General features: G+C 45.9%; 18 protein-coding genes. 9 read left to right on the plus strand and 9 right to left on the minus strand.

Features of this window, described 5'->3' with window-relative positions; translation table 11 throughout:
* Window positions 1-267: 267 nt before the first annotated feature.
* Entirely contained in the window at window positions 268-1,371 is a 1,104-nt protein-coding gene (locus GXP65_RS20060) for a phosphoribosylaminoimidazolesuccinocarboxamide synthase (RefSeq protein ID WP_162093561.1), read from the plus strand.
* Between the two features lie 95 nt (window positions 1,372-1,466).
* Here the strand turns inward: GXP65_RS20060 and GXP65_RS20065 are convergent, their stop codons facing one another.
* The 4 genes from GXP65_RS20065 to GXP65_RS20080 all read right to left on the minus strand — a co-directional run bounded on the left by GXP65_RS20065 (window position 1,467) and on the right by GXP65_RS20080 (window position 7,275).
* Complete coding sequence (locus GXP65_RS20065; RefSeq protein WP_162093562.1) at window positions 1,467-3,140, minus strand: alkaline phosphatase D family protein; 1,674 nt, start codon at window positions 3,138-3,140, stop codon at window positions 1,467-1,469.
* Between the two features lie 289 nt (window positions 3,141-3,429).
* Complete coding sequence (locus tag GXP65_RS20070; RefSeq protein ID WP_005428025.1) at window positions 3,430-3,807, minus strand: hypothetical protein; 378 nt, start codon at window positions 3,805-3,807, stop codon at window positions 3,430-3,432.
* Window positions 3,808-4,042: 235 nt separating this feature from the next.
* Window positions 4,043-4,801, minus strand: coding sequence for a phospholipase A (locus GXP65_RS20075; protein WP_005428061.1), 759 nt, complete (start codon window positions 4,799-4,801; stop codon window positions 4,043-4,045).
* Window positions 4,802-4,920: 119 nt separating this feature from the next.
* The gene (locus GXP65_RS20080) at window positions 4,921-7,275 is read right to left on the minus strand and encodes a helicase-related protein (RefSeq protein ID WP_162093563.1); all 2,355 of its coding nucleotides are present in this window, start codon (window positions 7,273-7,275) and stop codon (window positions 4,921-4,923) included.
* A gap of 236 nt (window positions 7,276-7,511) precedes the next feature.
* On the opposite strand from GXP65_RS20080, the gene GXP65_RS20085 reads away from it, so the two are divergent.
* From GXP65_RS20085 to GXP65_RS20095, 3 genes are all read left to right on the plus strand, one after another.
* On the plus strand, window positions 7,512-9,200 hold the full coding sequence (locus tag GXP65_RS20085; protein WP_038891325.1) for an NAD-dependent malic enzyme: 1,689 nt from the start codon (window positions 7,512-7,514) through the stop codon (window positions 9,198-9,200).
* Window positions 9,201-9,366: 166 nt separating this feature from the next.
* Window positions 9,367-10,101, plus strand: a complete 735-nt coding sequence (locus tag GXP65_RS20090) for an ElyC/SanA/YdcF family protein (protein ID WP_005533464.1) — start codon at window positions 9,367-9,369, stop codon at window positions 10,099-10,101.
* Window positions 10,102-10,347: 246 nt separating this feature from the next.
* The gene (locus GXP65_RS20095; protein ID WP_162093564.1) at window positions 10,348-11,718 is read left to right on the plus strand and encodes a DASS family sodium-coupled anion symporter; all 1,371 of its coding nucleotides are present in this window, start codon (window positions 10,348-10,350) and stop codon (window positions 11,716-11,718) included.
* Window positions 11,719-11,862: 144 nt separating this feature from the next.
* Here the strand turns inward: GXP65_RS20095 and GXP65_RS20100 are convergent, their stop codons facing one another.
* A complete protein-coding gene (locus tag GXP65_RS20100) occupies window positions 11,863-13,209 on the minus strand; it encodes a diguanylate cyclase (protein ID WP_086369479.1) in 1,347 nt (448 codons plus the stop codon).
* A gap of 338 nt (window positions 13,210-13,547) precedes the next feature.
* On the opposite strand from GXP65_RS20100, the gene GXP65_RS20105 reads away from it, so the two are divergent.
* A complete protein-coding gene (locus tag GXP65_RS20105) occupies window positions 13,548-14,372 on the plus strand; it encodes a DUF2797 domain-containing protein (RefSeq protein WP_162093565.1) in 825 nt (274 codons plus the stop codon).
* Between the two features lie 75 nt (window positions 14,373-14,447).
* Here the strand turns inward: GXP65_RS20105 and GXP65_RS20110 are convergent, their stop codons facing one another.
* Together GXP65_RS20110 and GXP65_RS20115 are read right to left on the minus strand one after the other, a co-directional pair.
* Entirely contained in the window at window positions 14,448-15,683 is a 1,236-nt protein-coding gene (locus tag GXP65_RS20110) for a cysteine desulfurase-like protein (RefSeq protein WP_162093566.1), read from the minus strand.
* Window positions 15,667-16,323 (minus strand): 2OG-Fe dioxygenase family protein, encoded by a 657-nt coding sequence (locus tag GXP65_RS20115; protein WP_005428534.1) that lies wholly within the window; start codon window positions 16,321-16,323, stop codon window positions 15,667-15,669. Before GXP65_RS20115 ends, GXP65_RS20110 begins: the two co-directional genes overlap by 17 nt.
* A gap of 371 nt (window positions 16,324-16,694) precedes the next feature.
* On the opposite strand from GXP65_RS20115, the gene trxB reads away from it, so the two are divergent.
* From trxB to cydC, 3 genes are all read left to right on the plus strand, one after another.
* A complete protein-coding gene (gene trxB, locus GXP65_RS20120) occupies window positions 16,695-17,654 on the plus strand; it encodes a thioredoxin-disulfide reductase (protein WP_162093567.1) in 960 nt (319 codons plus the stop codon).
* A 103-nt stretch (window positions 17,655-17,757) separates the two neighbouring features.
* Window positions 17,758-19,545, plus strand: a complete 1,788-nt coding sequence (cydD, locus tag GXP65_RS20125) for a cysteine/glutathione ABC transporter permease/ATP-binding protein CydD (protein WP_162093568.1) — start codon at window positions 17,758-17,760, stop codon at window positions 19,543-19,545.
* Window positions 19,538-21,259 (plus strand): cysteine/glutathione ABC transporter ATP-binding protein/permease CydC, encoded by a 1,722-nt coding sequence (gene cydC, locus GXP65_RS20130; RefSeq protein ID WP_162093569.1) that lies wholly within the window; start codon window positions 19,538-19,540, stop codon window positions 21,257-21,259. Before cydD ends, cydC begins: the two co-directional genes overlap by 8 nt.
* Before the next feature lie 86 nt (window positions 21,260-21,345).
* Here the strand turns inward: cydC and GXP65_RS20135 are convergent, their stop codons facing one another.
* Together GXP65_RS20135 and dsdX are read right to left on the minus strand one after the other, a co-directional pair.
* Window positions 21,346-22,677 carry a D-serine ammonia-lyase gene (locus GXP65_RS20135; protein WP_162093570.1) on the minus strand — a complete coding sequence of 444 codons (1,332 nt, stop codon included), beginning with the start codon at window positions 22,675-22,677 and terminating at the stop codon, window positions 21,346-21,348.
* A 15-nt stretch (window positions 22,678-22,692) separates the two neighbouring features.
* Window positions 22,693-24,030: a D-serine transporter DsdX gene (gene dsdX / locus GXP65_RS20140; protein ID WP_045452886.1), complete on the minus strand. Its 1,338-nt coding sequence runs from the start codon at window positions 24,028-24,030 to the stop codon at window positions 22,693-22,695.
* A gap of 208 nt (window positions 24,031-24,238) precedes the next feature.
* Between dsdX and dsdC the strand changes: the two genes are divergently transcribed.
* Window positions 24,239-25,180 (plus strand): DNA-binding transcriptional regulator DsdC, encoded by a 942-nt coding sequence (gene dsdC, locus GXP65_RS20145; RefSeq protein ID WP_162093581.1) that lies wholly within the window; start codon window positions 24,239-24,241, stop codon window positions 25,178-25,180.
* The last annotated feature ends 2 nt before the right edge of the window (window positions 25,181-25,182 follow it).

A 25,182-nucleotide genomic window follows, 5' to 3' on the forward strand; every position in this document is an offset into this window, starting at 1 on the left:
TCAGTTAGGATTCTTAAGTGATCAGATCGCACACACGTGAAAGAGTTCAAAAAAATCCCCAAGCTACAAGCTTGGGGATTTGTGTATAAGAGACAGCCTTTTAAGGAGGCTTTTTTTGTGCTTTAACAAATTAAAGCAAACGTTTGCTTTTTCTCTGGCGAGTTAAAATAGTTCTGGTATGATGCCTTCATTCGATTTATTCAGCGCATACTTCTCGCTGGATATCTTCTCTTTATGACGTTTGATTAAGATGATAGGAATGTCGCAATGAGCCTTGCTAATCAAGTACTTGCCGTCAATGACGACCTGCCAATTCGCACCCACAAGCCTGTTCACAGCGGAAAAGTCCGCTCTGTTTACTGGTTAACTGAAGAAGACAGCGCACGACTGATCAAAGAAAAAGGATACGATGTCGCTCCTGATGCCCCACTGGCTATCATGGTGATCAGTGATCGTATCTCAGCCTTCGATTGTATCTGGCACGGCGAAGGTGGACTAAAAGGCGTTCCGGGTAAAGGCGCTGCTTTGAACGCAATCTCTAACCACTGGTTCAAATTGTTTAAAGATAACGGCCTTGCTGATAGCCACATCTTAGATATCCCTCACCCATTTGTTTGGATCGTACAAAAAGCGAAACCAGTTAAGATTGAAGCAATCTGCCGTAAATACATCACGGGCTCTATGTGGCGTGCCTACGCAAATGGCGAACGTGAATTCTGTGGTATTGAACTTCCTGAAGGTCTTGAGAAAGATAAAGCACTGCCTGAATTGCTCATGACGCCTTCAACCAAAGGTATTTTGAAAGGCATTCCTGGCGTTCCTGAAGCGGATGATGTCAACATTACTCGCCAGAACATCGTAGACAACTTCAAAGCCTTTAACTTTTCAAACGCAGAAGACATCGCGCAGTACGAGAAGCTATTGAAAGAAGGCTTTAACGTTATCAGCAATGCACTCGAAGCTATTGACCAAACGTTTGTGGATACCAAGTTTGAATTTGGCTATGTACACGACGCGGCAGGTAATGAGAAGCTTATTTATATGGATGAAGTCGGTACGCCTGATTCATCACGCATTTGGGATACGAAAGAATACCAAGCGGGCAACATCGTTGAAAACTCGAAAGAAGGTTTCCGTCAGTTCTTGCTAAGCCACTTCCCAGATCCTGATATTCTACTAAACAAAGAGCGCATGCCAGAACGTGAAGCGCTTGCTCGTGATAACGAACTGCCAGTAGAATCTTTGATGGACATCTCACGCACTTACATCGGTATTGCAGAGAAGATAACGGGCCAACCAATCAAGTTGAGCAACGATCCAAAAGCTGAAATCATCGAAATTTTGAGCAAAGAATACGGTTTGATCGACTGAAGTAACACTCAGTATTGAACGGTTAAATTAACCAAACGAAAAGTCCGCACAAGTGCGGACTTTTTTATGTTTTGAACAAAGCGACGAGTCGCCCCCTACTCTATATCAAGCGTCAACCCATCCGATGTGGATGCCACTTTTGTAGTGACTTGATAGTTTCTATCTTTAATCGTAGATAACATATACCACGTTGACTCTGCTTTCTCAGGTGTAAAGGTGACACCCATAAAGCCACGTTGCTTGATGTCTGTCCATTGCAGTTCAGAAACTAAATTCGGCAATGTATATTCCATTTGAGCAATGGCGACGGGCTCCAACGCTAAATATTCTTCCAAGCCCGGAGAGCTGACCGAACTTGTCGCGAACTCGACACCAACAGGGTTGTTTGACACATCCTTCAGTTCACTGGTCCACGCATTGTGCGTATCACCAGCTAAGCAAACAAAATTGCCTGAGCTTGCTTTAACGATTTCATAAACACGCTCACGTTCCACGTAATAGCCATCCCAAGCGTCTAGGTTGTATGGCAACTTTACGGTGTCCGAACTTGGATCAGCAAGATAACTGGCGATCGCATTATTCACTGCTAGCAGCGCGTCCATTTTCTGCTCATCCGTCGCCGTAAAGAGTTGGAACATCGCCAACATCACCGAGCTAGGTAGCTCCATTCTCGACATAAGAACCTGCTGCCCAAGCACATTCCATTTTGCTTCTTGATTAAACGCATTCATTAACCAAGCGAGCTGCTCTGTACCAAGTAGTTCTCGTTCTGTACTGCGAGACTGCGCAACTAATCCACCAATCGCTTCCATAGTAGGAGCATCGAGAGAAAAATAATCCAATGGCTGATCGCGGCCTACCAATCGAGTATCGAGCATCATCAAATTGATCAAATCACCAAAGGCAAACTGACGATAAATCAACATATTTGAAAAGGTGTTTTCTCGCACAGGAAGCCACTCAGTCCAAGCCGCTGCCGCCGCGGCGCGTCTGTCATTAAAACTGCCTTCGCTGTTGTGGTGGTTTTCCGCCCCTTCCTTCCACGCATCATTGGCTAACTCGTGGTCATCCCAGATTGCGATCATCGGTAATGCTGCATGCAGAGTTTGGAGATCTTCATCTTGGCGATATTGAGCGTAACGCTTTCGGTAGTCATCTAACGTAATACATTCGGTGCCCTTGCTTGGCTCACGTCCCAATGCTGCCGCATCCTCACTCGCATAACCCCCAGCACCATATTCGTAGATGTAATCGCCAAGGTGCAAAACCACATCGAACGACGCTTTTTGGTGCTGTTCCAAGATCTCTTTATAGACATTGAAGTAACCCGCCGGATAATTCGCACAAGAAACAACGGCCATCGATGCTTTGTCTACACTGCCTTCTGGTAGAGTCTGCGTTATGCCTACAATACTGCTCGCCTCACCGACCATAAAACGGTAGTAATACTGTGTATTGGGGTTGAGATTTTGCACATCTACCTTCACCGTGAAATCACGACTGGTATCTGTCGCAAAGGTGCCGCTTTGCTCAATACTAGAGAAATCTTCCGTTACAGACACCTGCCAAGAGACATCGACATAACTCGCCTCCGTAGTCACGCGTGTCCAGATGATTACTTGAGTTTGTGTTGGGTCCCCACTGGCGACACCATGTTCGAATGAGGCAGCGGTGACTGTATTTTTTTCATCACTCCCACATGCAGTTAATGTGGTAGCAACGGCTCCTGAAGAGACGACTTTTATAAAATCTCGGCGAGACAATGACATAGTAACTTCCTTTGTTATAGTGTTCTTATCGATGCGCGTTTTCCTACGCTAAGTAACAAGCCAATTTTGGTATTGGGTTTGTTTGGCTAATTACTCTAAAAAACATTAAGTTAGAAGCTAGTTATGACAATTGCATTTCTGGATGTGACATTTTTGTTAATTAAAGTGTAAATACTCTATATTCATCACATTTCCAACAAACCATGAACCTATTGATAAATGTGATATTAAAAACAAAAAAAGCGACCCGTTACAGGTCGCTTTGTGTTTGAGGATATGTTCCTTGGCGTTAGAGCTTCAAATTAAGCACATCTTGCTCTGCAGTTTCTACTTTTAGTTTACTTCGAGATTCAATGTACTCTATCTGCTGAGAGTCTAACGAATAAGGCATCACTACACGTAACTCATGGATTCCTTCATGTTTTGCTAGTTTCACCAACATCACTAGATTGGATTCATCGCTCTGACGTGAAGACATCGATTTTAAGGCAGCATCCCAAAGGCGATCCTCTGGTTGGCTTAATTCCGCGATGTTCTGTTTCCACATCAGACCAAAAATGGGAGCGATGGTGGCGAAGGCCTCCAAAAAGGTCCACTTCTTACTTCCCGTTGCTCCTAGGAAGCTTGTGTAGTCGAATTCAATGCATGTCTTTCCTTGTTGCTCCATCCTATGCCTCGACACTCTGAACTGAGGTATACAAAATATCGTTCAATTACTTTGATATAGCAATAGGATATAAAACAATGGTCTTTTATGCCTTAATTTGACCTCAAAAGGAAATATTAAAACCAGCTTTGTAACAAATGATGTACAGCTTCGCCATATATACGCATCCAATTGATTAATATTGTAAACGCCAAACTAAAAGCACGCTCCCACAAGGAGAAGAAGCAAATCGGTACTAGAGGTTAACCAATTTGATTCCCAGTCCAATACGGGTTTGTGAATGGTCATAATCAATCAAGGTTTCACCATAGCCATGGTAGCCCTGAACATACAAACCTAGGATGTCATTAAAGTACAAGGTGTACCCCAATTCTACGCCACCTTTGTCATCGGCAAAGTTGTAGAAGCCTCGGGTATTAAACACACCAGCGCCAGTGTAGAACTTCGCCCACAATTCATAGGGTGCATAGTAGTCTTCCATGTCGTCATTTTCTGTGGTGACAACCCACCAAGCATGCGCACCGTATTCAACTGGACCGGAGAAACGCTCAGCAGCGAGATAAAGACGATCCCAGCTACGAGAAAGCTTACTCGACTGACCGTTTGATTCATGCTTGTAACCTAACTCTAAGTGGTTAAATAACAGCATGTTTGATTGGTGAGCCAAGAACACTTGTGGTTTGTAATTGGTCTCTCTGAACGGAGAGGAAATGTCAGAGTTAGCGAGTTGCCAGAGAGACTTTTGCGTGTATGCGCCCATTAACGCGGTGCCAGAGCTGAATCGGTAAAACGGGATCGAAGCTGAGATCTGAAACTTCACTTCAAACTGTTGCAGCGAGTCCATTTCAGAACCGAGTTCGTTGTAAGCGTTTTGATTGATGTCGGTGGTGTATGTACCTAATACGTAGTTGTCTTCATAAGTTGAAATCTGTGCAATGTTTTTTCCGTAAGCCAATGCGGGACACAACAAGAATGGAATTACTTTATATTTCATCGTTTTCCTTCACGCCGCTCAAGAGGAGCGGCAAATTCATTCCTTATCACCTAAAAATTAGGTCATAAACTGCAAGGGAAACGTATTAAAGCAATTATCGTTCCGGGTTATGAATTGCCTTATTTCACATCCAGCACACGACTGGCTTTTTTGTACTGCACTTTCCAACCAGACCAACGAGGTAGCTCCCAGCGTTTAGGGTCCCCCTTTCGATTGCCATCGGTATAAATAACATGAACCAACTTTCGAGACACGAAGTACTCCACATCGAGTTTTAATTCAGCCAACAGCAGTTTAAGCGGAAATTGCTCTGCAAAGTCCTGATACTCCCAATCAGGAATGCCTTCGAATGGGATATCGTCCGCTTCAAACAGTTCAATGTCTTCCATGCTTTCCACGCCAAGCGTTTCTAACTGTTCCACGAGCCAAGTTGAAAACGACAAACCATCAAGCGTGGCTTTATCGATAGGCTCTTGATTTAATCCAAGCGCGTTATAAATCTTCCAATGTCGTATTTGCTGTTTTCTTAACGGGGCAAAACCCGGCAGTAGCGTTTCGGCTTCAATCATCTCCACGATGGACTGAACGGCGACACCACCTTCAAGCGCTTGGTATTCAGTGCAAATGGTTCGCCCAGCATAGATCAAATGCATGGTCGCGCGCGGCGCTTCTTCCTCATAATTGGTTTCGCCTTGCTGCCACTCGCCAAGTTCTAATTCACGCAACAGCTTAAGTGAAATGGGCAGCATGACAGAGGCAAGGTTAAGAGTCTGCTTTACGCCTCGTCCGGGCACGCTATGACTATCTAGCACCAATGCTGCTTCGCTTTTTTCGGGGAAACGGCTATTGCGCCCGACCATCATTTCCATCAAGCCATTGCCTAGCGCGTCACGACGTCGTTCTCGGCGCACAAATACAAGTTCTGGATGTAACTTGGCAATGGCTTTGGTCAACTCATCACGTTTGTATCGCGATGCGACTTCAAGATCCGGCAATTCAAACACTTCTCGCATTTGTTTTGCTAAACCTTGCGCTTCATCAAGCACGCTCGCATCAACATTAACGCCAGGAAGCTGCTCCCCTCGCACTATACGAATCATCAACGAGGCATCGCAGCCAAATGGTTCTTCTTGCGCTAATGCTTCGGCCGATTCCCCACCTTGCAATTGATACAATTGAGCGGGTACAGACAGCGCTGCTGCTAAGTCGATCATTGCTTCTTTTTCTGCTTTGGTTTGGATACGAGTCACTAAATCCGCAAATAAGGCATCAATTGGTAAAGGGTAAACTTTTTTACCGTGTTCGGTGATGTCACCTTGCTCGTCTATCGCTTCCATCCCTTGCAGGGTTTGGAGTGCGGAGTTGAGTGACTTTTCAGGTACAGAATCGAGGAAGGAAAGTTCGGAAAATCTATAACCACAACAAGCCGCAGCGAGCATTGGCTCTACAAGTTCTTCACGGTGCAATTCAGGTGGCGTCACCAGTTCCAACGGAGCATGCTCACCAAACAAGCGAATACACGCCCCTTCAGCAACACGACCTGCCCGCCCCATTCGCTGCGCCGCACTGGCTTTAGAAATGTTGGTTAACGTGAGTGCTGTGCGTCCATTTCGTTGCACGGTTCTGCGTTCTAAACCACTGTCGATCACGACGCGGATGTTTGGAATGGTCAGAGAGGTTTCCGCGACGTTGGTTGCCAACACCACTTTGCGTTGCTTTTGTACTGTCAATGCACGGTGGCGTTCTTCATCAGTGACTGACGCATGTAACTTCACCACCATTACATCATCAAGGTTTTGCAGCATCTGTGAACATTGAGTGATCTCTTTACGACCCGGTAAGAAAACGAGAATATCGCCCTCTTCGTCTTCCAAAGCTTCTTTCACTGTTCGAACGACATCATTCTCGCAACCCTTTTTGTTCGGCAAGTAACGGCTATCCAGTGAACGATGAGTCAAGGTAACAGGAAAACAACGACCTTCCGATCGCAGCCGTTTGGCATCCAAATAGTTCGCCAGTTTTTCACCCTCTAAGGTCGCTGACGTGACAATCAACCGGTGCTGTTTTTCTTGCTTTAAAATCGCCGTAAGGAGATCAATGTCCCAGCGGCGTTCATGAAATTCGTCCACCATCACGATATCGAAGCTAGCCAGTTTGTCTTCCGCGAACCAACGCAGTGCAACACCGGGTGTCACGAACACGACATTGGTGTTTTCATCGTAGTGTGCATGAAGCTTAATCGCGTAACCAATCTGCTTACCAAGTGGTTGGCCGGATTGCTCGGCAAGAAACTCGGCTAACGATGTGCAAGCAATTCGACGTGGCTCAATCACCAATACTCGGCCGTGATTGGCCGCCCAAAGCGGCAAGCGTGTGGATTTACCAGAACCGGTTTCGGCTTCTACCACTAAATGGTGGTGATTCACGAGTTGGTCAAATTCAGCTTGTAAGCTATCGATAGGTAATTGAGACATAAAAGATAGAACGTGATAATGGATTGCGAGGCATTATACCTGAGTGAGAAATTCCTGCTTTAGGAATCGCTTCTGACTAATTAATGACAGTATTATCGTTTCAGTGACGATATTTTCGTCGGTAATTGGATTTTTTTGCGACATTACGTTGATGTACATCAACGAATGTTTACAACTAAATAGTGAACCCGTTAGAATTTTGCACGCATCCTTCAACCCTACATTTAAGGCACCCAATGAACAACGACAAGCGCCCACTCTATATCCCATATGCGGGTCCGGCTCTTTTAGCGACCCCTCTTTTGAACAAGGGCAGTGCGTTCTCCGGAGAAGAACGTAGTTCATTCAACTTGGAAGGTCTTCTACCAGAGACGACTGAAACCATCCAAGAACAAGTAGAGCGTGCGTACCAACAGTACAAAAGCTTTGAAAGTGACATGGACAAGCACATTTACCTGCGCAACATCCAAGACACGAACGAAACGCTATTCTACCGCCTAGTTCAAAACCACATTTCAGAGATGATGCCGATCATCTACACACCAACCGTTGGTGCAGCATGTGAGAACTTCTCAAACATCTACCGTCGTGGTCGTGGTCTGTTTATCTCGTACCCGAACCGTGATCGTATCGATGACCTGCTAAACAACGCAGCAAACCACAACGTTAAAGTTATCGTGGTAACGGATGGCGAACGTATCTTGGGCTTGGGTGACCAAGGTATCGGCGGCATGGGTATTCCAATCGGTAAGCTTTCTCTGTACACAGCGTGTGGCGGTATTAGCCCGGCTTACACACTACCAATCGTACTGGATGTGGGTACTAACAACCCGCAACGTCTAGCCGATCCTATGTACATGGGTTGGCGTCATCCACGTATCACTGGTCCAGATTACGATGCGTTTGTTGAAGAGTTTATCCAAGCAGTACAACGCCGTTGGCCAGATGCCCTGATCCAGTTCGAAGACTTTGCACAGAAAAACGCAATGCCACTTCTAGAGCGCTATAAAGACCGCATCTGTTGTTTCAACGACGACATTCAAGGTACAGCGGCGGTAACCGTAGGTTCTCTACTTGCAGCATGTAAAGCGGCAGGTACTAAGCTATCTGATCAACGTATTACTTTCTTGGGTGCTGGCTCAGCAGGTTGTGGTATCGCAGAAGCGATCATCGCACAAATGGTGTCGGAAGGGATTTCTGATGAGAAAGCACGTTCACAAGTTTACATGGTTGACCGTTGGGGTCTATTACAAGAAGGCATGCCTAACCTTCTTGATTTCCAACAGCGCCTAGTTCAGAAGTTCGATAACACGAAGAAGTGGGAAAATGAAGGAAATGGCTTCTCACTTCTTGATGTGATGCACAACGCTAAGCCTACTGTACTGATTGGTGTATCGGGTGCTCCAGGTCTCTTCAGCGAAGAAGTGATCAAAGAGATGCACAAGCACTGCAAGCGTCCGATCGTGTTCCCACTATCGAACCCAACGAGCCGCGTAGAAGCAACACCAAACGACATCATTCGTTGGACAAACGGTGAGGCACTAGTAGCAACTGGTAGCCCATTTGAGCCAGTGGTTCATGAAGGTCGCTCTTACCCAATCGCACAATGTAACAACAGCTACATCTTCCCTGGTATTGGTCTCGGTGTACTAGCAGTGAATGCGAAGCGCGTAACGGACGAAATGTTGATGGAATCAAGCCGTGCATTGGCAACATGTTCGCCATTGGCTATCAACGGCAACGGTGCCCTACTTCCGCCACTAGAAGAAATTCACTTGGTATCGAAGAAGATTGCATTCGCTGTAGCGAAGAAAGCGATTGAACAAGGCGTTGCGCTAGAAATAACCGATGAAGCGCTAAACGATGCCATTGACCAAGCATTCTGGCAGCCGGTTTACCGTCGTTACAAACGCACAGCATTCTAAGTTTTGCTACGCTTTGTATAATATTTAGCCCTCGCATTGCGGGGGCTTTTGTTTTTTATGCTTTTTTTTCTCATCCTAACCATATTTTGGCATAAATGGGCTTCTCTCTTTTCATTTCTATCAGATATGATGAGGGATACACATTGAAATAAGGACATCGAACGTTTTGCTGTTTTCTCGCATAAAGTCAAACTGGAAGCTCAAGTTCTCATGGAAGCGTCTGGCTTTGGTTTTGTCGATCTCTTTACTCGGACTCTTGGTCACCGTTATCGCCATTGACCGTTGGGTCGTGCTGCAAGCGCAAGAAGAAATCTTCACCGACTACGAACAAGTACCAGAGCACGAAGTCGCAGTCGTACTTGGCACCAGTAAGTACATTGGGAAAATCCTCAATACTTATTACACCCACAGAATCAACGCCGCTATCGAGCTGTACAAACAAGGAAAAGTGAAGCAGTTTTTGTTGAGTGGAGACAACGCACATCGCTCTTACAATGAACCTTGGACGATGAAGCGCGATTTACTCAGAGCGGGTGTGCCAGAAGAAGTGATTCATCTCGATTATGCAGGATTTCGTACTTTAGACTCGATCGTGCGCGCTAAAAAGATTTTCGCCTCCGAGCGTTTCTTGATTGTCACACAACGATTCCATTGTGAGCGTGCTCTGTTTATTGCTGATGCTTATAATATCGATGCACAGTGTTTGGCCGTAGCGGGCCCAACAGCGAGTAAGCAGAAACTCAATATGAGAACACGCGAACTGATGGCCCGCGTGAAAGCATTTTTGGACTTGTACATCATGAATACGCAACCGCGCTTCCTTGGCCCTCAAGAGCCAATCGTTGCAGTGGAAGAAAAGCAGGAAGCCATCGACAACGAACGCAATATCCCGGTTCAGTGAGTCGAGCCAAGTGTCGCTTCTTTCAACATCCTTGTTCAATACAACACCGCGATAACAATTCATTAAAAGTAAATGGGTAGATTTCTACCCATTTCCAATTCTCAACCTCACACTTTCTTATTCCGCCGCCGATTCAGACAAAACACCCTTTCGCATTCGCAGTAACATTTAAATTAATAAATAACTACAAGTCAGTTACTTTGCCATAAAAAACCAACACTAAGGCAATGCAAAAGGAGCACAACCATGACCGCACTCGCTGTGACATTGAAGAACTGGTTCTTCACACGCAACAGCATGATATTGACGTCTAATGTCCTGCTATTCGCTATTCTGTTCAACACCTTACCCTTTGAGCCTCAAGTCGTAACCGGCTTATGTATTTTGATTTTCGTTGCCGTACTTTGGTTGACGGAAGCCCTTCACGTAAGCATCACGGCCCTATTAATCCCGTTACTCGCGGTGTTCTTAGGCGTATTCAATACCCAAGCCGCACTGAACAACTTCTCCAACTCGATCATTTTCTTGTTCTTGGGTGGTTTCGCACTCGCCGCCGCGCTTCACAAGCAAAAACTCGATCAAGCGATTGCCGACAAGGTATTGCTGATTGCGCGCGGTAAAATGTCTGTCGCGGTCTTCATGTTGTTTGGTGTGAGCGCGGGTCTATCAATGTGGATCTCTAACACGGCAACAACTGCGATGATGCTGCCTTTGGTTCTTGGTGTAATGAGCAAACTAGATGCGAAGAAGAGTCACAGCACTTACCTATTCGTGCTACTTGGTATCGCTTACAGTGCGTCGATTGGTGGTATCGCAACACTGGTTGGTAGCCCACCAAACGCAATCGCAGCGGCAGAAGTTGGTCTGAGCTTCACTGAGTGGATGGAACTTGGCTTGCCGATTTCATTGATTCTTATGCCTATCGCAATCTTAGTGCTTTACGTGATGACCAAGCCGGATTTAAGTCATCAATTCGAACTTGACCACAAACCTGTTGAGTGGACAAACGGTAAGAAGATCACGCTGGCGATTTTCCTATTAACAGTAACTTTCTGGATTTTCAGCAAACCAATTAACGCCATGCTGGGCGGCTTCGCGAAGTTCGATACTTTGGTGGCGATTGGTGCGATTCTTTTGCTTGGTGCTTCTCGCGCTGTAGAGTGGAAAGACATTGAAAAGACGACTGACTGGGGTGTTTTGATCCTGTTCGGCGGCGGTATTTGTCTCAGTAACGTCCTTAAGGCAACAGGGACAAGCGTATTCTTAGCTAACGGTCTAGCTGGTTTCCTAGAGCAAGCAGGCGTACTACTCACGATCCTATCAGTGGTTGCGTTTGTTGTTTTCTTAACAGAGTTTGCAAGTAATACAGCAAGTGCGGCGCTATTGGTACCAGTATTTGCCACCATTGCAGAAGCACTTGGTCTATCGCCAGTCATTCTTTCAGCATTGATTGCTGTAGCTGCATCATGTGCCTTCATGCTACCAGTAGCAACGCCACCTAACGCGATTGTATTTGCGACGGGTCATATCAAACAGAAAGAGATGATGCGAATCGGTATGGTACTGAACGTTGCATGTATCGGTGCACTAACTCTATTCGCTTGGTTGTTCTGGTAAGCATCGCTCAAATATAAAAGAGCTGCGCTCAAACGCCGCTCTCTTTTCAAACTAGCTGTCCTTGGTAATCACCCGAATACCTAACTACTACCCCCTAGTCATGTTCAGCAGTTCCCTTTTGGTGGTCGGTCGGCCACCTTTTTTCTATGAAGCCTCAATTGCCGCTTCAGATTGCTTTTGCATACCGTAGTTAACCTCTATTCTATTTCGGCCGTTACGTTTGGCTAAATACAAGACTTCATCAGCACGTGCCATGGTTTCAGAAACACGCTCATTCTGCATTTGAGCAACACCAATGCTGCACGTCAAAAGCTCACCATGCACCCAAAGATGCTTCTCAACATTCTCTCTGATCAATTCCGCTTTTTTAACGGCTTGTTCGATATTCGTGTTCGGGCAGAAGACCACAAATTCTTCCCCTCCCCAACGAACAAGGCGATCTTCAGGTAGGATCGAGCTTGCAATCACCATCACGAACTCACGCAAGATATCATCGCCCATCTGATGGCCATATTTATCGTTAACACGTTTAAACTTATCCAAGTCCATGTAAAGAATGGAGAACGAGTCATGCCCCCATCGAACTTGTCGTGCTTGCTGCTCTAGCCAACTTTGTACCGCGTGACGGTTCATCGCACCAGTTAAAGCATCGCGATGAGCCAGTTCCGCAAATTCATAATTTTGTGTACGAAGCGTCGAATTCACCTTCTCTAAATGGCGGTGGCGTTTCCGTGCTTTGTTGTATGCGATTTTATTTTTACGCATTTCTTGTAGTGAGAATGCTAAACCCAGCGCCATCCATGAGAACAACAAAGCGAACAACAGTGTCGACTGCTCTACATATGCGCCTTCAAACTCAATCTTGTCGATAACGATCTTATGTTTACCGAGTGCCGCCCCCGCTCCAGTTGCGATATCAATTCGAGTGATATTAGAGAACTCCGGTGCAGAATGTTCAATCGCGACATCGTTGTCATTCAACCACCATGTCATCACCTGAAGGTTTGCAATTGGAATTTCTATGATCTCACTAAAATCTGAGGGAGAAAACTGCATGCCATTGTATTTAATGGTGTACTCATCATTTGGATCTGAGTAAGCCGAGTTAAAGTTTCTCAAATACAAACGTAAGTTCTTACTTGGATTCTCTCCATTCCCTGCCGATTCATAGCGGACTTTAAGACGAACGGTATGGTAACTCGAAAGATCGAGCCCTTTCGTTGCTTCCTTTACATCGGTATAGACTGAGATTCCGCAGTATGGCCATGCATATTTGCTCTCTTTCAAATCACAGTTCAACACCAAACTGTGATTCTGGTAGGTAATGTCAGACTCGCTAAGGCCACCAGCGACTGCATCGTTTGTTACGTGGATATTGAACAAGTCTGGGGTCACAACCAGTTTACGAGTATCACCAAGCAAACTGTATAGCGCCACTAAACTGATGGTGCATATCGACAATGCAAAGATTAATTTATGTATCCACTTCATAATGATAGACCTAGTTACTGACTACTGTACTGTTTATATAGTGCAATGTACTGAAAGTTTTTTAACAATTCAAATAAAGTTATTTATCAAGCTAAAAAGTGATTTTTGATTCACACTCTCGTTTTCAATACACCTCCCTTACAAACTAAATGTGATTTTGGTTCAAGTCTGTAAGAATGTTCTCGCTAATTCTTATTTGCGAAGCATTTCACGGTGCTTAGAGATGGGTGTTTAAAAAGGCAGCGAACACGCTTCAATTCCATTTCAGTGCCGCTTTCTTCTGCCTCTCTTCTTTACTTCGGTATATACTGGTCAAAAACACAATAATGAGTAATGTCATGTCAATAATTGCTACAGGCACGCTAAACAAAATGCGTGCTTCTCTAGATGGTGCAGTAAGCTACCGACTGCCAGTGGGTGAAGAAGAAGTGGATTTGAGTCCGTTTCTTGGAAGAACCCTCACCCTAACTCACACAGGTAACATCTATTGTTGTTCTTGTGGTAAGAAAACCAAGAAGAGCTACTCTCAAGGCCACTGCTTTGTTTGCATGAAGAAGTTGGCGAGTTGCGACATGTGCATCATGAAGCCAGAAACTTGCCACTACGAACAAGGCACCTGCCGTGAGCCACAGTGGGGTGAAGAGAACTGCATGGTGGACCACTTCGTTTACCTATCGAATACTTCGAGTTTAAAAGTGGGCATCACGCGCCACACGCAAATTCCAACCCGTTGGATCGATCAAGGCGCGACACAAGGTCTGCCTATCTTCAAAGTGAAAACTCGTCATATCTCTGGCTTGATTGAAATCGAGCTAGCAAAACACATTGCCGATAAGACCAACTGGCGAACGCTACTTAAGGGCGATGGTGAGCCAATTGAACTGCAAGATCGATTTGCAGAACTGCTGCCATTAGTAGAAGAAAAAATCGCTGAGATTAAACAACAGTACGGTGACGACGCGATCGAGGTGCTAAGTGAGAATATCACTGCCCTAAGCTACCCAGTTCAGCAGCACCCTACCAAAATTACTTCGCACAACTTCGATAAAAACCCAGTTGTTACGGGTACGCTGCAAGGCATTAAAGGCCAATACCTGATCTTTGATACTGGCGTGATCAACGTGCGTAAGTTCACCTCTTATGAGGTTGAAGTGAGCGAATAAGCCCTTCTTCACTCAACAAAAACAAAAAAGCTCGAGGCAAGTGCTCGAGCTTTTGATTTGTGGAATCGTCGATGATTACGCGTCGAGTATGCTCTCTAACACATCAAATAACATATCGATCTCTGCTGTTGTGTTGTAGTGCATACAACCGATACGCACCACGCCACTCGACTCTTCTAGGCCTAACTGACGAACGAGTCCTAGCGCATAGAAGTGTCCATTCCAAACGCAGATATTGTGCTCACCCAACGTCTTCGCGATGAACTCTGGAGCGTATTTATCAAAAGTCAGCGCGAAAGTTGGCGTTCTCAGCTGGCTACTTTCATTGTTAATACCAAACAGATTCACCCCATCAAGCGCACTCAAGCGCTGCAAGAAATGCGCACTTAATTGCTGCTCATGCTGATTGTAAAAAGCATAACTTTGCTCTAAGCGCTGACGAAGTGATGCACCTTCATCACCAAATTGCGCTAGGTATTCGATAGCAGCAGTCACGCCAGCTAAACCTTCGAAGCTCTGCGTACCCGTTTCAAAACGTCCTGGCCCAATATTGGTTGCAGGCTCAACTTTATAAGGCTTGATTGCGTGCAACCATTGATCGGCGATGTAAGCGATACCAACATGAGGTCCAAAGAACTTATAAGCAGAACAAGCAAGAAAATCACACCCTAACGCTTGTACATCAACTAAATGATGTGGCGCATAATGAACTGCATCCACATACACCTGAGCACCAATGTTGTGTGCCATTTCGACTACACGGTGCATATCGACAATCGAGCCGGTGGTGTTTGATGCATAAGTCACCGCGACTAAGCGCGTTTTTTCACTCAACAAGCTCTGAAGGTGCTCAAGATCCAGCGTGCAATCTTCTTCATTAATTCTGACTTGATGAACCACCACGCCTTTGTCTTCTGCTGCTTGCTGCCAACTCGATACGTTAGAGTAGTGGTCTAGGGCTGAAACAATGATCTCATCGCCCTCTTGCCAATCTCGACTAATAGCGCGACTTAGCTGGAATGTCAGGGAGGTCATATTCGCGCCAAACACGATATTGCCAGAGGACGGTGCATTTAGCAGAGCTTGTGCCGACTCACGAGCCGATTGCATTACATCAACTGTCTCTCGACTTGAGAAATAATGACCACCAAGGTTGGAGTTGAATCGTCCAAGGTAGCTAACCATACTATCCAACACCGACTGCGGAACTTGAGAGCCGCCAGGACCATCAAAAAACGTTACTGGACGGTCGTTATGGTATTGCGCCAATGCCGGAAACTGCTCTCGAATTTGGTTAAGATTGAAGTTCATTTCGTTTGTCCGTCGCTGTCAGTACAAATACATCCATGTGACCTTCTTGATCATTAATCACTGAGCGAATTGGAACGGCGTTGTGCCACAGTTTGCTGTCTGCCAGCATTGCTACTTCCCCATTCTCCAGCACTTTACGGAAGAAAGGCGCTTGGTTGTGGCTGCTGTAAAGCATGATGTCACCACCCATGATGTTGTGACGCCCGACACCGACTAATGCAATATGGTCAAAGCCGTCTTGGTGCACTCCTTCTGGCGCAACTTGTGTTTCATCGTAAATTGCGGTGATTCGCATTTGGTGAATTTCGATTTCCTGACCATTTGGTAGATGATTTGCGTTAACGAACAGCTCACACATTTCTCGCAAACCTTCGCTGGAAAGAATCCCTTTTTCAATTGGCTCAAATTGACGAACCACATCGCCTTGAAAACGGTTGATATCCGAAGACTGTACAAAGCTGTTTTTGTTTAAATCGACTACCTGACCATTTTCGAACCCCACGACCGAGTAACGACGAAGACGATATTGGCCGTCAGCGTGCTCAGTACGAGGTAAACCTTCAAAGGAAGGAGAAAGCTGCTCAATCGCTGCCATGCTGAGCTGAGTTAAATGTAGGGTGTTCTCACGTGAATGTAACATCATTGGCTCCTTTAATGAGGCACATCTGGTTTGTATTAGTTAACATTTAATTTACAACCTAGAATACGCAAATATTCTGCAATTACCAGAATTTGACGTTGATAGCTTCAACAAAAACAAAAAAACAACATACATAGCTACTACATGGCTACATATTAGTTTAAACATTCAAACTAGAGACTCAGCAGTATTTGAAACTAGAACTCTGCACTATGAATAGAATTTTATGCTAGAAGAAAACACTTCACGATGAATATCAGCAAGTTCTAACCTATAACCAATAATTCGATCAGTACAATCCGTTTATGCTTTTAAAGCACTAAGAATTTCCATACAATCGAAAGAAATGTTCAGCCCTCTATGGAGCCATAATGAGCGACGTAAAACACTGTAAATTATTAATTCTTGGTTCTGGCCCAGCAGGTTACACCGCAGCAGTCTACGCAGCGCGTGCTAACTTAAACCCTGTGCTAGTAACGGGAATGCAGCAAGGTGGTCAGCTAACGACCACTACTGAAGTAGAAAACTGGCCTGGTGACGCAGAAGGTCTTACTGGCCCAGGTTTGATGGAACGCATGAAAGAGCACGCAGAACGATTCGAAACAGAAATCGTGTTCGATCACATCAACGAAGTGGATCTGTCTCAACGTCCATTCCGTCTAAAAGGTGACTCTGGTGAGTACACTTGTGATGCGTTGATCATCTCGACAGGTGCATCAGCAAAATACCTAGGTCTTGAATCTGAAGATGCATTCAAAGGTCGCGGCGTTTCAGCTTGTGCAACTTGTGATGGTTTCTTCTACCGCAATCAGAAAGTTGCGGTTGTGGGCGGTGGTAACACGGCAGTTGAAGAAGCGCTTTACCTATCAAACATTGCATCAGAAGTTCATCTGATCCACCGTCGTGATTCGTTCCGCGCAGAGAAGATCCTTGTAAAACGTCTGATGGATAAGGTTGAAAACGGCAATATCGTTCTTCACACAGACCGTACACTAGATGAAGTACTAGGCGACGACATGGGCGTTACTGGCGTTCGTGTCAAAGATGTGAACAGCGGTGCGACCGAAGATCTCGAAGTAATGGGCGCATTCATCGCGATCGGCCACCAGCCAAACACGCAAATCTTCGAAGGCCAAGTAGACATGAAAGATGGTTACATCATCGTTCAATCCGGCCTTGAAGGTAATGCAACGCAAACCAGCATCAAAGGTGTTTTTGCTGCAGGTGACGTAATGGACCATAACTACCGCCAAGCGATTACTTCTGCTGGCACAGGTTGTATGGCAGCATTGGATGCAGAACGCTTCCTAGACGCGCTTACTGACAAATAACTTTTCACATTTGTGTCATATCCTTAAAGCCCAGCGGTATTCCCGCTGGGTTTTCTTTTGTATACTACCGCCTCATTAAAACAATTATCATTAAGCCTTCACAATGGATAAGAAAAAGCAAAGCAGCTTGAATAAGTGGCTTAAGCAACAGAGTAAGTTGGCCAAACGCTGGCTGATGGTTGCGATAGGCCTAGGCGTACTATCAAGCGTGTTTTTATTGGCTCAAGCAGCCCTGCTCGCCTCCATTCTTCACCAATTAATTATCGAGCATGTCGACAAGAGTGAACTTGTTTGGCACTTCGTCGGATTGGGTGTCACCGTTGTCGGTCGCGCGGCCTGTACTTGGGGGCGCGAAATTGCCGGTTACCGTTGCGGCGAACAAATCCGCGTTTATATTCGTCAACTGATTCTCGATAAAGTCCACCAACTTGGTCCTGCTTATATCAAAGGCAAGCCTGCAGGTAGCTGGGCAACGTTGATTTTAGAGCAAGTAGAAGACATGCAAGATTTCTTCTCTCGCTACCTCCCGCAAATGTCGTTGTCTGTTTTGGTGCCTTTCATCATCCTAGTGGTGGTTTTCCCAATCAACTGGGCGGCAGGCCTCATTTTCCTTGTGACGGCACCTCTTGTTCCTATGTTTATGGCATTGGTCGGCATGAAAGCCGCGGATGCAAACCGTAAGAACTTTAAAGCGCTACAGCGTCTTTCAGGTCACTTCTATGACCGTTTGCAGGCGATGACAACCATTCGTCTGTTCGACCGCACTAAGTCAGAAACCGAAACTTTGAAAGGAGCATCTGAAGTTTTCCGTACACGTACGATGGATGTATTGAAGATTGCCTTTCTATCTTCTGCGGTACTTGAGTTCTTCACTTCAATTTCAATTGCGATTACGGCGGTTTACTTCGGTTTCAGCTACATCGGTGAACTTAACTTTGGTTACTACGGTGCTGGTGTAACCCTCTTCGCAGGTTTGTTTATTCTGATCCTTGCGCCTGAGTTCTACCAACCACTTCGCGACCTTGGCACTTTCTACCATGCGAAGCAACAAGCGGTCGGTGCAGCAGAAAGTATCGTTGAATTCCTAGAGCTAGACGTTGACCAAGTAAAAGATGGTCACAAAGCTGTTGAACAAAACGCCGCGATTTATATCGAAGCGAACGATCTTGTTATCTTCAGCCCTGAAGGTAAGCAACTTGTCGGTCCCCTATCCTTCTCCCTAGATGCCAACCAAAGCACGGCACTAGTCGGCCCAAGTGGCGCAGGTAAAACCAGCTTAGTGAATACCATCCTTGGTTTTATGCCATACAAGGGCAGCTTGAAAATTAACGGCTGTGAATTGTCTGAGTTGGATCTAACAACATGGCGTGAAGCCATCAGTTGGATTGGGCAAAACCCAATGCTTCTACACGGCAGCATTCGTGACAATGTCACCTTAGGTAAACAAGATATTCAAGACCAACAAGTCCATTCGGTACTCAACGACTCCCACGCCGCAGAGTTTGTTGAAATGCATGGCTTGGATTACCAAATTTCTGACCGCTCCGGTGGTTTATCTGTTGGTCAGGCACAACGTCTTGCACTTGCTCGTGCGATGCTACAAAACGGTCGTTTTTGGTTGCTTGATGAACCAACTGCCAGCTTGGATGCTCGCAGCGAAAAACTGGTTATGGAAGGCATCGGTAAATACACCGAGTCCACCACTAACTTGATGATCACTCACCAATTGGCACCACTGCAAAATGTGTCTCAGATTTTGGTGATGCAACAAGGACAAATTGTCCAACGTGGTGATTACACAACGTTGGCATCGCAAGATGGTTTATTTAAAGAAATGTTGGCTGCCAACCTAGCTCAACGTGAATCAGACAAGGGGAACTTAGATGCGTGATTTACTCCCTTATCTAAAACTGTATAAAAAGCACTGGTTTGGTTTGTCTCTGGGGATGCTTCTAGCGTTTCTGACGCTGGCCGCTTCTGTTGGTCTATTAACGCTGTCCGGCTGGTTTATCTCTGCAGCCGCTGTAGCGGGTTTGACCATTGCTCGCGAGACTTTTAACTACATGCTGCCTGGCGCAGGTGTTCGTGGCGCTGCGATGGCGCGTACTGCTGGCCGCTGGGGCGAACGTGTTGTTAGCCACAATGCAACCTTCAAGCTACTGACGGATCTACGTATCTTCTTCTTCAAGAAGCTTGCACCGCTGATCCCTGGTCGCGTCTCTACCATGCGTGATGCGGATCTACTGAACCGCCTAGTGGCAGACGTAGATGCAATGGATCACGTGTACTTGCGTCTTATCAGCCCTGTGATTGTTGGCGTATTCGGTATCTTATCGCTAACCGCAGTACTTGCTTTCTTTGACTGGCATCTTGCCCTATTGCTTGGCGGTATCCTGACTGTGATGCTGTTGGTATGGCCGGTATTGTTCTACAAACTTGGCAAACATAACGGCGAACACCTGACACAAAATAAAGCGCAGCTGCGAGTGGCGACACTGGACTGGCTTCAAGGTTACAGCGAACTGAGCCTATTCGGTGCAGAAGAGCGTTACCGTAACGTAATTCTAGAGAAGCAAAAACAACTGCTATCCAACCAGTTCGTCAACGCTAACCTAACGGGTATGGCTTCTGGTCTGCTAATGCTAGCGAATGGTTTAACGCTCGTTGCTATGCTGTGGTTTGCTGCGGATGGCGTTGGTGGTCGTGCGCCAGATCCTTGGATTGCGCTGTTCGCATTTGCCACCATGGCAAGCTTTGAAATTCTGATGCCAATCGCCGGTGCTTTCCAATATCTAGGTCAAACACTGACATCAGCGCGTCGATTGAACGAAATCACCTTAGCGGAGCCAGACGTTATCTTCCCAGAACAATCGAAACGCGAAGATAAGCCGTTAGATATTGAGTTCAGCAAGGTAGATTTCACCTACCCTGATGGTCAGCAAAAAGTACTGAAAGATCTCACACTATCACTGCCACTGGGCTCAAAAACGGCGATTGTTGGTCAAACTGGTTCAGGTAAATCAACGCTTATTCAATTGCTTTGTCGCTACTGGGATGTAAACCAAGGTCAAGTAAGCATCGGTGGTGCGCCTCTACAAGATTGGAGCGAATCTGATCTGCGCGCTGCAATCACAGTAGTTAGCCAACGTGTGGATGTGCTTAATGGCACACTGCGTGACAACCTATTGCTTGCAGCTCCAGAAGCAACGGATGAACAGTTGGCTGACATTCTGACTAAAGTGGACTTGGCGAATCTGTTAGACGAACCAGGATTAAATGCTTGGTTAGGTGATGGTGGACGTCAACTGTCAGGTGGTGAGAAGCGTCGAATTGGTATTGCGCGCGCTCTATTGCGTGATGCCCCAATCCTGCTTCTTGATGAGCCGACTGAAGGTCTGGACAAACGCACCGAGCAAACGGTAATGGCACTGTTCAAAGAGCACTTTGCGAACAAGACCGTAGTATTTATTACCCACCGTTTGATTGAGCTAGAAAGCATGGACAACATCTGTTTGATGGAGCAAGGCGAGATCATCGAACAAGGTAGCCACCAAGCGCTACTAACTGAGAAAGGTCGTTACCACCAGCTACTACAATCTCTGTAGCCTGGAATTAACATAAACAAAGGGCTCATCCATTGATGAGCCCTTTTCTTTTACTCTCGCAGTTCCCAAAGCAAGAGCAAACTCGATTATCGACCAGATTTCGCAAGGTACGCCGACATTTCAGCCTCCGGCACCATGCCGCCACCCGTCGCCCAAACGAGGTGAATGGCGTTCTTCATCTTATCTTCACTAAATTGCATTCGAGCTTGGTAAACTTGGTCTTGTGAAACGTGAACTGCCCCCATCATGCCCGCCAGCGCAGACGGCTCTAAACGAATGTCTTCTTGTTCACTTAGCTCACCTAGATGATGATACATGCGCTCATCCGTCATGGTGTAGTAACCATCAAGAAGTCTTTCCATTGCTCGCCCAACAAAACCAGACGCACGCCCTACCGCTAGACCATCAGCTGCAGTAATGTTGTCGATACCAAGATCTTGCACCGCGATGTCATCATGCAAGCCAGTGTGTACACCAAGCAGCATACACGGAGAGTGTGTCGGCTCCGCGAAGATACAATGAACGTGGTCACCAAACGCCATCTTCAAGCCAAACGCCACACCGCCAGGACCACCACCCACACCACAAGGTAGGTAAACAAACAGAGGGTGCTCCGCGTCAACAATGATACCCATATCATCAAATTGTTGCTTCAAGCGTTCACCTGCAACGGAATAACCTAAGAACAAGGTCTGAGAATTTTCATCGTCAATAAAGAAGCAAGTTGGATCTTTTTCCGCTTCTTTGCGCCCCTGCTCTACAGCAACACCGTAGTCTTGCTCGTACTCCACCACGTTTACGCCGTGAGAACGCAGCTTGTTTTTCTTCCACTCTCTTGCATCCGCTGACATATGAACCGATACCGAGAAGCCGAGTTTTGCACTCATGATGCCGATAGACATGCCGAGATTCCCTGTCGAACCTACGGCAATGCTGTACTGCTGAAAGAACTGACGAAACTCTTCACTGAACAATTTGCTGTAGTCATCACTTTCATTTAGAAGCCCAGCTTCAATCGCCAACTTCTCTGCGTGTGTTAGCACTTCATAGATGCCACCACGCGCCTTTATTGAACCTGAGATAGGCAGATGACTGTCTTTTTTAAGCATCAAACGTCCAAGAATTTGAGTGCCGTATTGCGCTTCCAAGCAGGACTTCATCTTGTCGATTTCAACAACGTTCGATTCAATAATTCCGTCAGAAGCCGCCGTTTCTGGAAAGGCTTTCATTAAGTATGGAGCAAAGCGTTTTAGTCGTTCACTCGCGTCTTTGATGTTGGCAGCACCTAAGCCAACGTATGGTAGACCTTCTTCAAGTGTGGTGATATTTGGGTTGAACCAAACCACCTCTTCTAACCCAATGAGTCGCTCAACCAAAGGGAATTCTGCTACTAGTGCGTTTACGTTATGCGTAGTCATTATTGTTTACCTTTATTAGATCATGTACGACAGAAGGAATGTGCCTGCTAATGCAACAAAAGAGGCAATGAATGTCGCTGTCGTGTAGTACTTGAAGATTTCTGTCATCGTGGCTCCACAATATTGCTTCACCAACCAAAAGAGCGAATCGGTCACTATCGTACAACCAATTGCGCCAGAGCCTATAGCCAGAGTAATGATTTCTGGACTTACGTTCGGATAAAGTGGGAGTAACGGGGCCACAATTGCCGTCGCGCCCATCATAGCAACGGTGGCAGAGCCCACTGCCGCATGCAGAATAATCGCGACAAGCCATGCAAGAAGGATTGGATGCATATCGAGATTAGAAAGTAGCTGTGCCAATACATCCGCCAAGCCACTGCCCTTTAATACACCGTTGAATGCACCACCAGCGCCAATAATCAGCAAGATGTTGGCAATCGAAGAAAATGCACCTTCCGTTTTCTCAAGCAGCACACTCATGCCCATGTTCTGCTTAATACCTAACATGTAATAAGCAACAAAAGCGGCGATAAACATTGCTGTAATTGGGTTGCCGATAAATTCCAAAGTGGTGTACAGCGCACTGCCACTCTCCATATTGAGCTCTGCCGCCGTTTTCAACAGCATCAGCGCAATAGGTAACATCACGGTGAATAGCGTCGCCCCCAAAGATGGCAATTGCGCTTCATCTTTCACTTCTAGTGAGGTGAACTCTTCAGGTACGGTTTTGAAAGGTAGACGAGCACCCATCATCTTCAAGAACAGCGGACCGCCAACTAAAGACGCAACCAAACCTATGAGTAAGCCATAGAAAATCACAGAACCGATATCAGCACCAAGCTCATTGGTCACAAACAATGCGGCAGGGTGTGGAGGAACAATACAGTGCACTGCCATCAAGGCGGTACAAAGCGGAATGGCGAGATTTAAAAGTGAGGTATTGGTTTTTTTCGCAATCGAAAAAGCCAGTGGAATTAGCAGCACCACGCCAACTTCTACGAATAGAGTAATTCCGCAAACAAGACCGATTAACACCATAATTACTTCAGGTGATAGCCAGCGAATCTTTTGTAGGGTAAGGCCAATTCGTTCTGCCGCTCCAGACACTTCCATCATCTTGCCAAGTATGGTGCCTAAACCAATCACGACAGCAAGAAAACCAAGCGTTCCGCCAATACCACTTTCGATAGCACTGACCATCTCTAAAGGTTGCATGCCCATCATCCCGCCAACGTAAAAACTGGCGAGTAACAGCGCTAAAAAAGGATGGAGTTTAAACTTAACGATCGCAAAAACGATCATTAAGATACTCGTTATGAGGGTAGTAATGACCCAAAGGTTGGATTCCATGTTCAGACCTATGTTGTTGTTTTAATTGACTGCAATTAAACGAGGAATCCATAGCCCTGACAAACGATCAAAACTCACCTTTAGATGAAGTGAATTTAAACAAAAGCGTGATTTACACGACGTTTAGTGAATTTTTCGACCCATAGATGAGACCAACTATAACAACGCCGTTATTATGTGTTCTATCAAGTTCGACTCAATAACGCACATGTACACCAGAGACAATATTTTCGCCAAGAACCAACGCATCAATAGTTTTCAACTTTCCAAGCTTCATACTTTTGAAGTGGCAGCCCGACACAGTTCATTTTCTCTGGCGGCAGAAGAACTCTCCATGACGCCCAGCGCCATCTCTCACCGTATCAACAAGCTCGAAGAAGAACTTGGCATTGCCTTGTTTACCCGCTCTCACCGAAAAATCACGCTCACAGAAGAAGGGGAACGTATTTATCTCGCCTTGAACAGAACGCTCAACGAGTTAAACCAAGAGGTAATGGAAGTCAGAAATGGCGAAGTCTCCGGAGAGCTGACGATTTACTCTCGCCCTTCTTTTGCGCAATGTTGGCTTGTACCTAGGTTGTACCGATTTAAGCAAAAGCACCCTTCCATCGAGCTGAATATTCTTACTGGCAATGAGAACGTCAATTTCCAAGGCTATGGTATCGATGCTGCGATCTATTTCGATGAGCAGATACCAGAAAAGTTGTGGTCGAAAGAGTTGATGAGTGAAGAGATCATCCCGGTCTGCACTCAAGCGTATGCAGAGCAATTTAACCTATTTGAACAGCCAGCGAATTTGGTAAACGCCACCCTACTTCACGACAACCAAGCATGGGATTACAACTCCCACCACGATGAATGGACGCTGTGGGCAAAGGAAAATGGCATAACAGACATTGACGCTATTCCAAGCATTTCATTCGACCGATCCGATTTGGCAGTTAGTGCCGCAATGCACAATGCGGGTGTCGCTATCGGTCGATTATCACTTGTGGAAAAGCGACTTAAATCCGGCGAACTGATCACGCCTTTTAAAAACCAAACTCTGCAATGCAAACAGAAATATTATGTCGTTACGGCTAACGAAAAACATTCTCGAAAGCTTGAGCTTTTTATTGCGTGGCTAAATCAACAAGTTGGAAATATCTGACC

The sequence above is a fragment of the Vibrio sp. LB10LO1 genome (assembly GCF_010092875.1).
GTDB classification, from domain to species: Bacteria; Pseudomonadota; Gammaproteobacteria; order Enterobacterales; family Vibrionaceae; genus Vibrio; species Vibrio campbellii.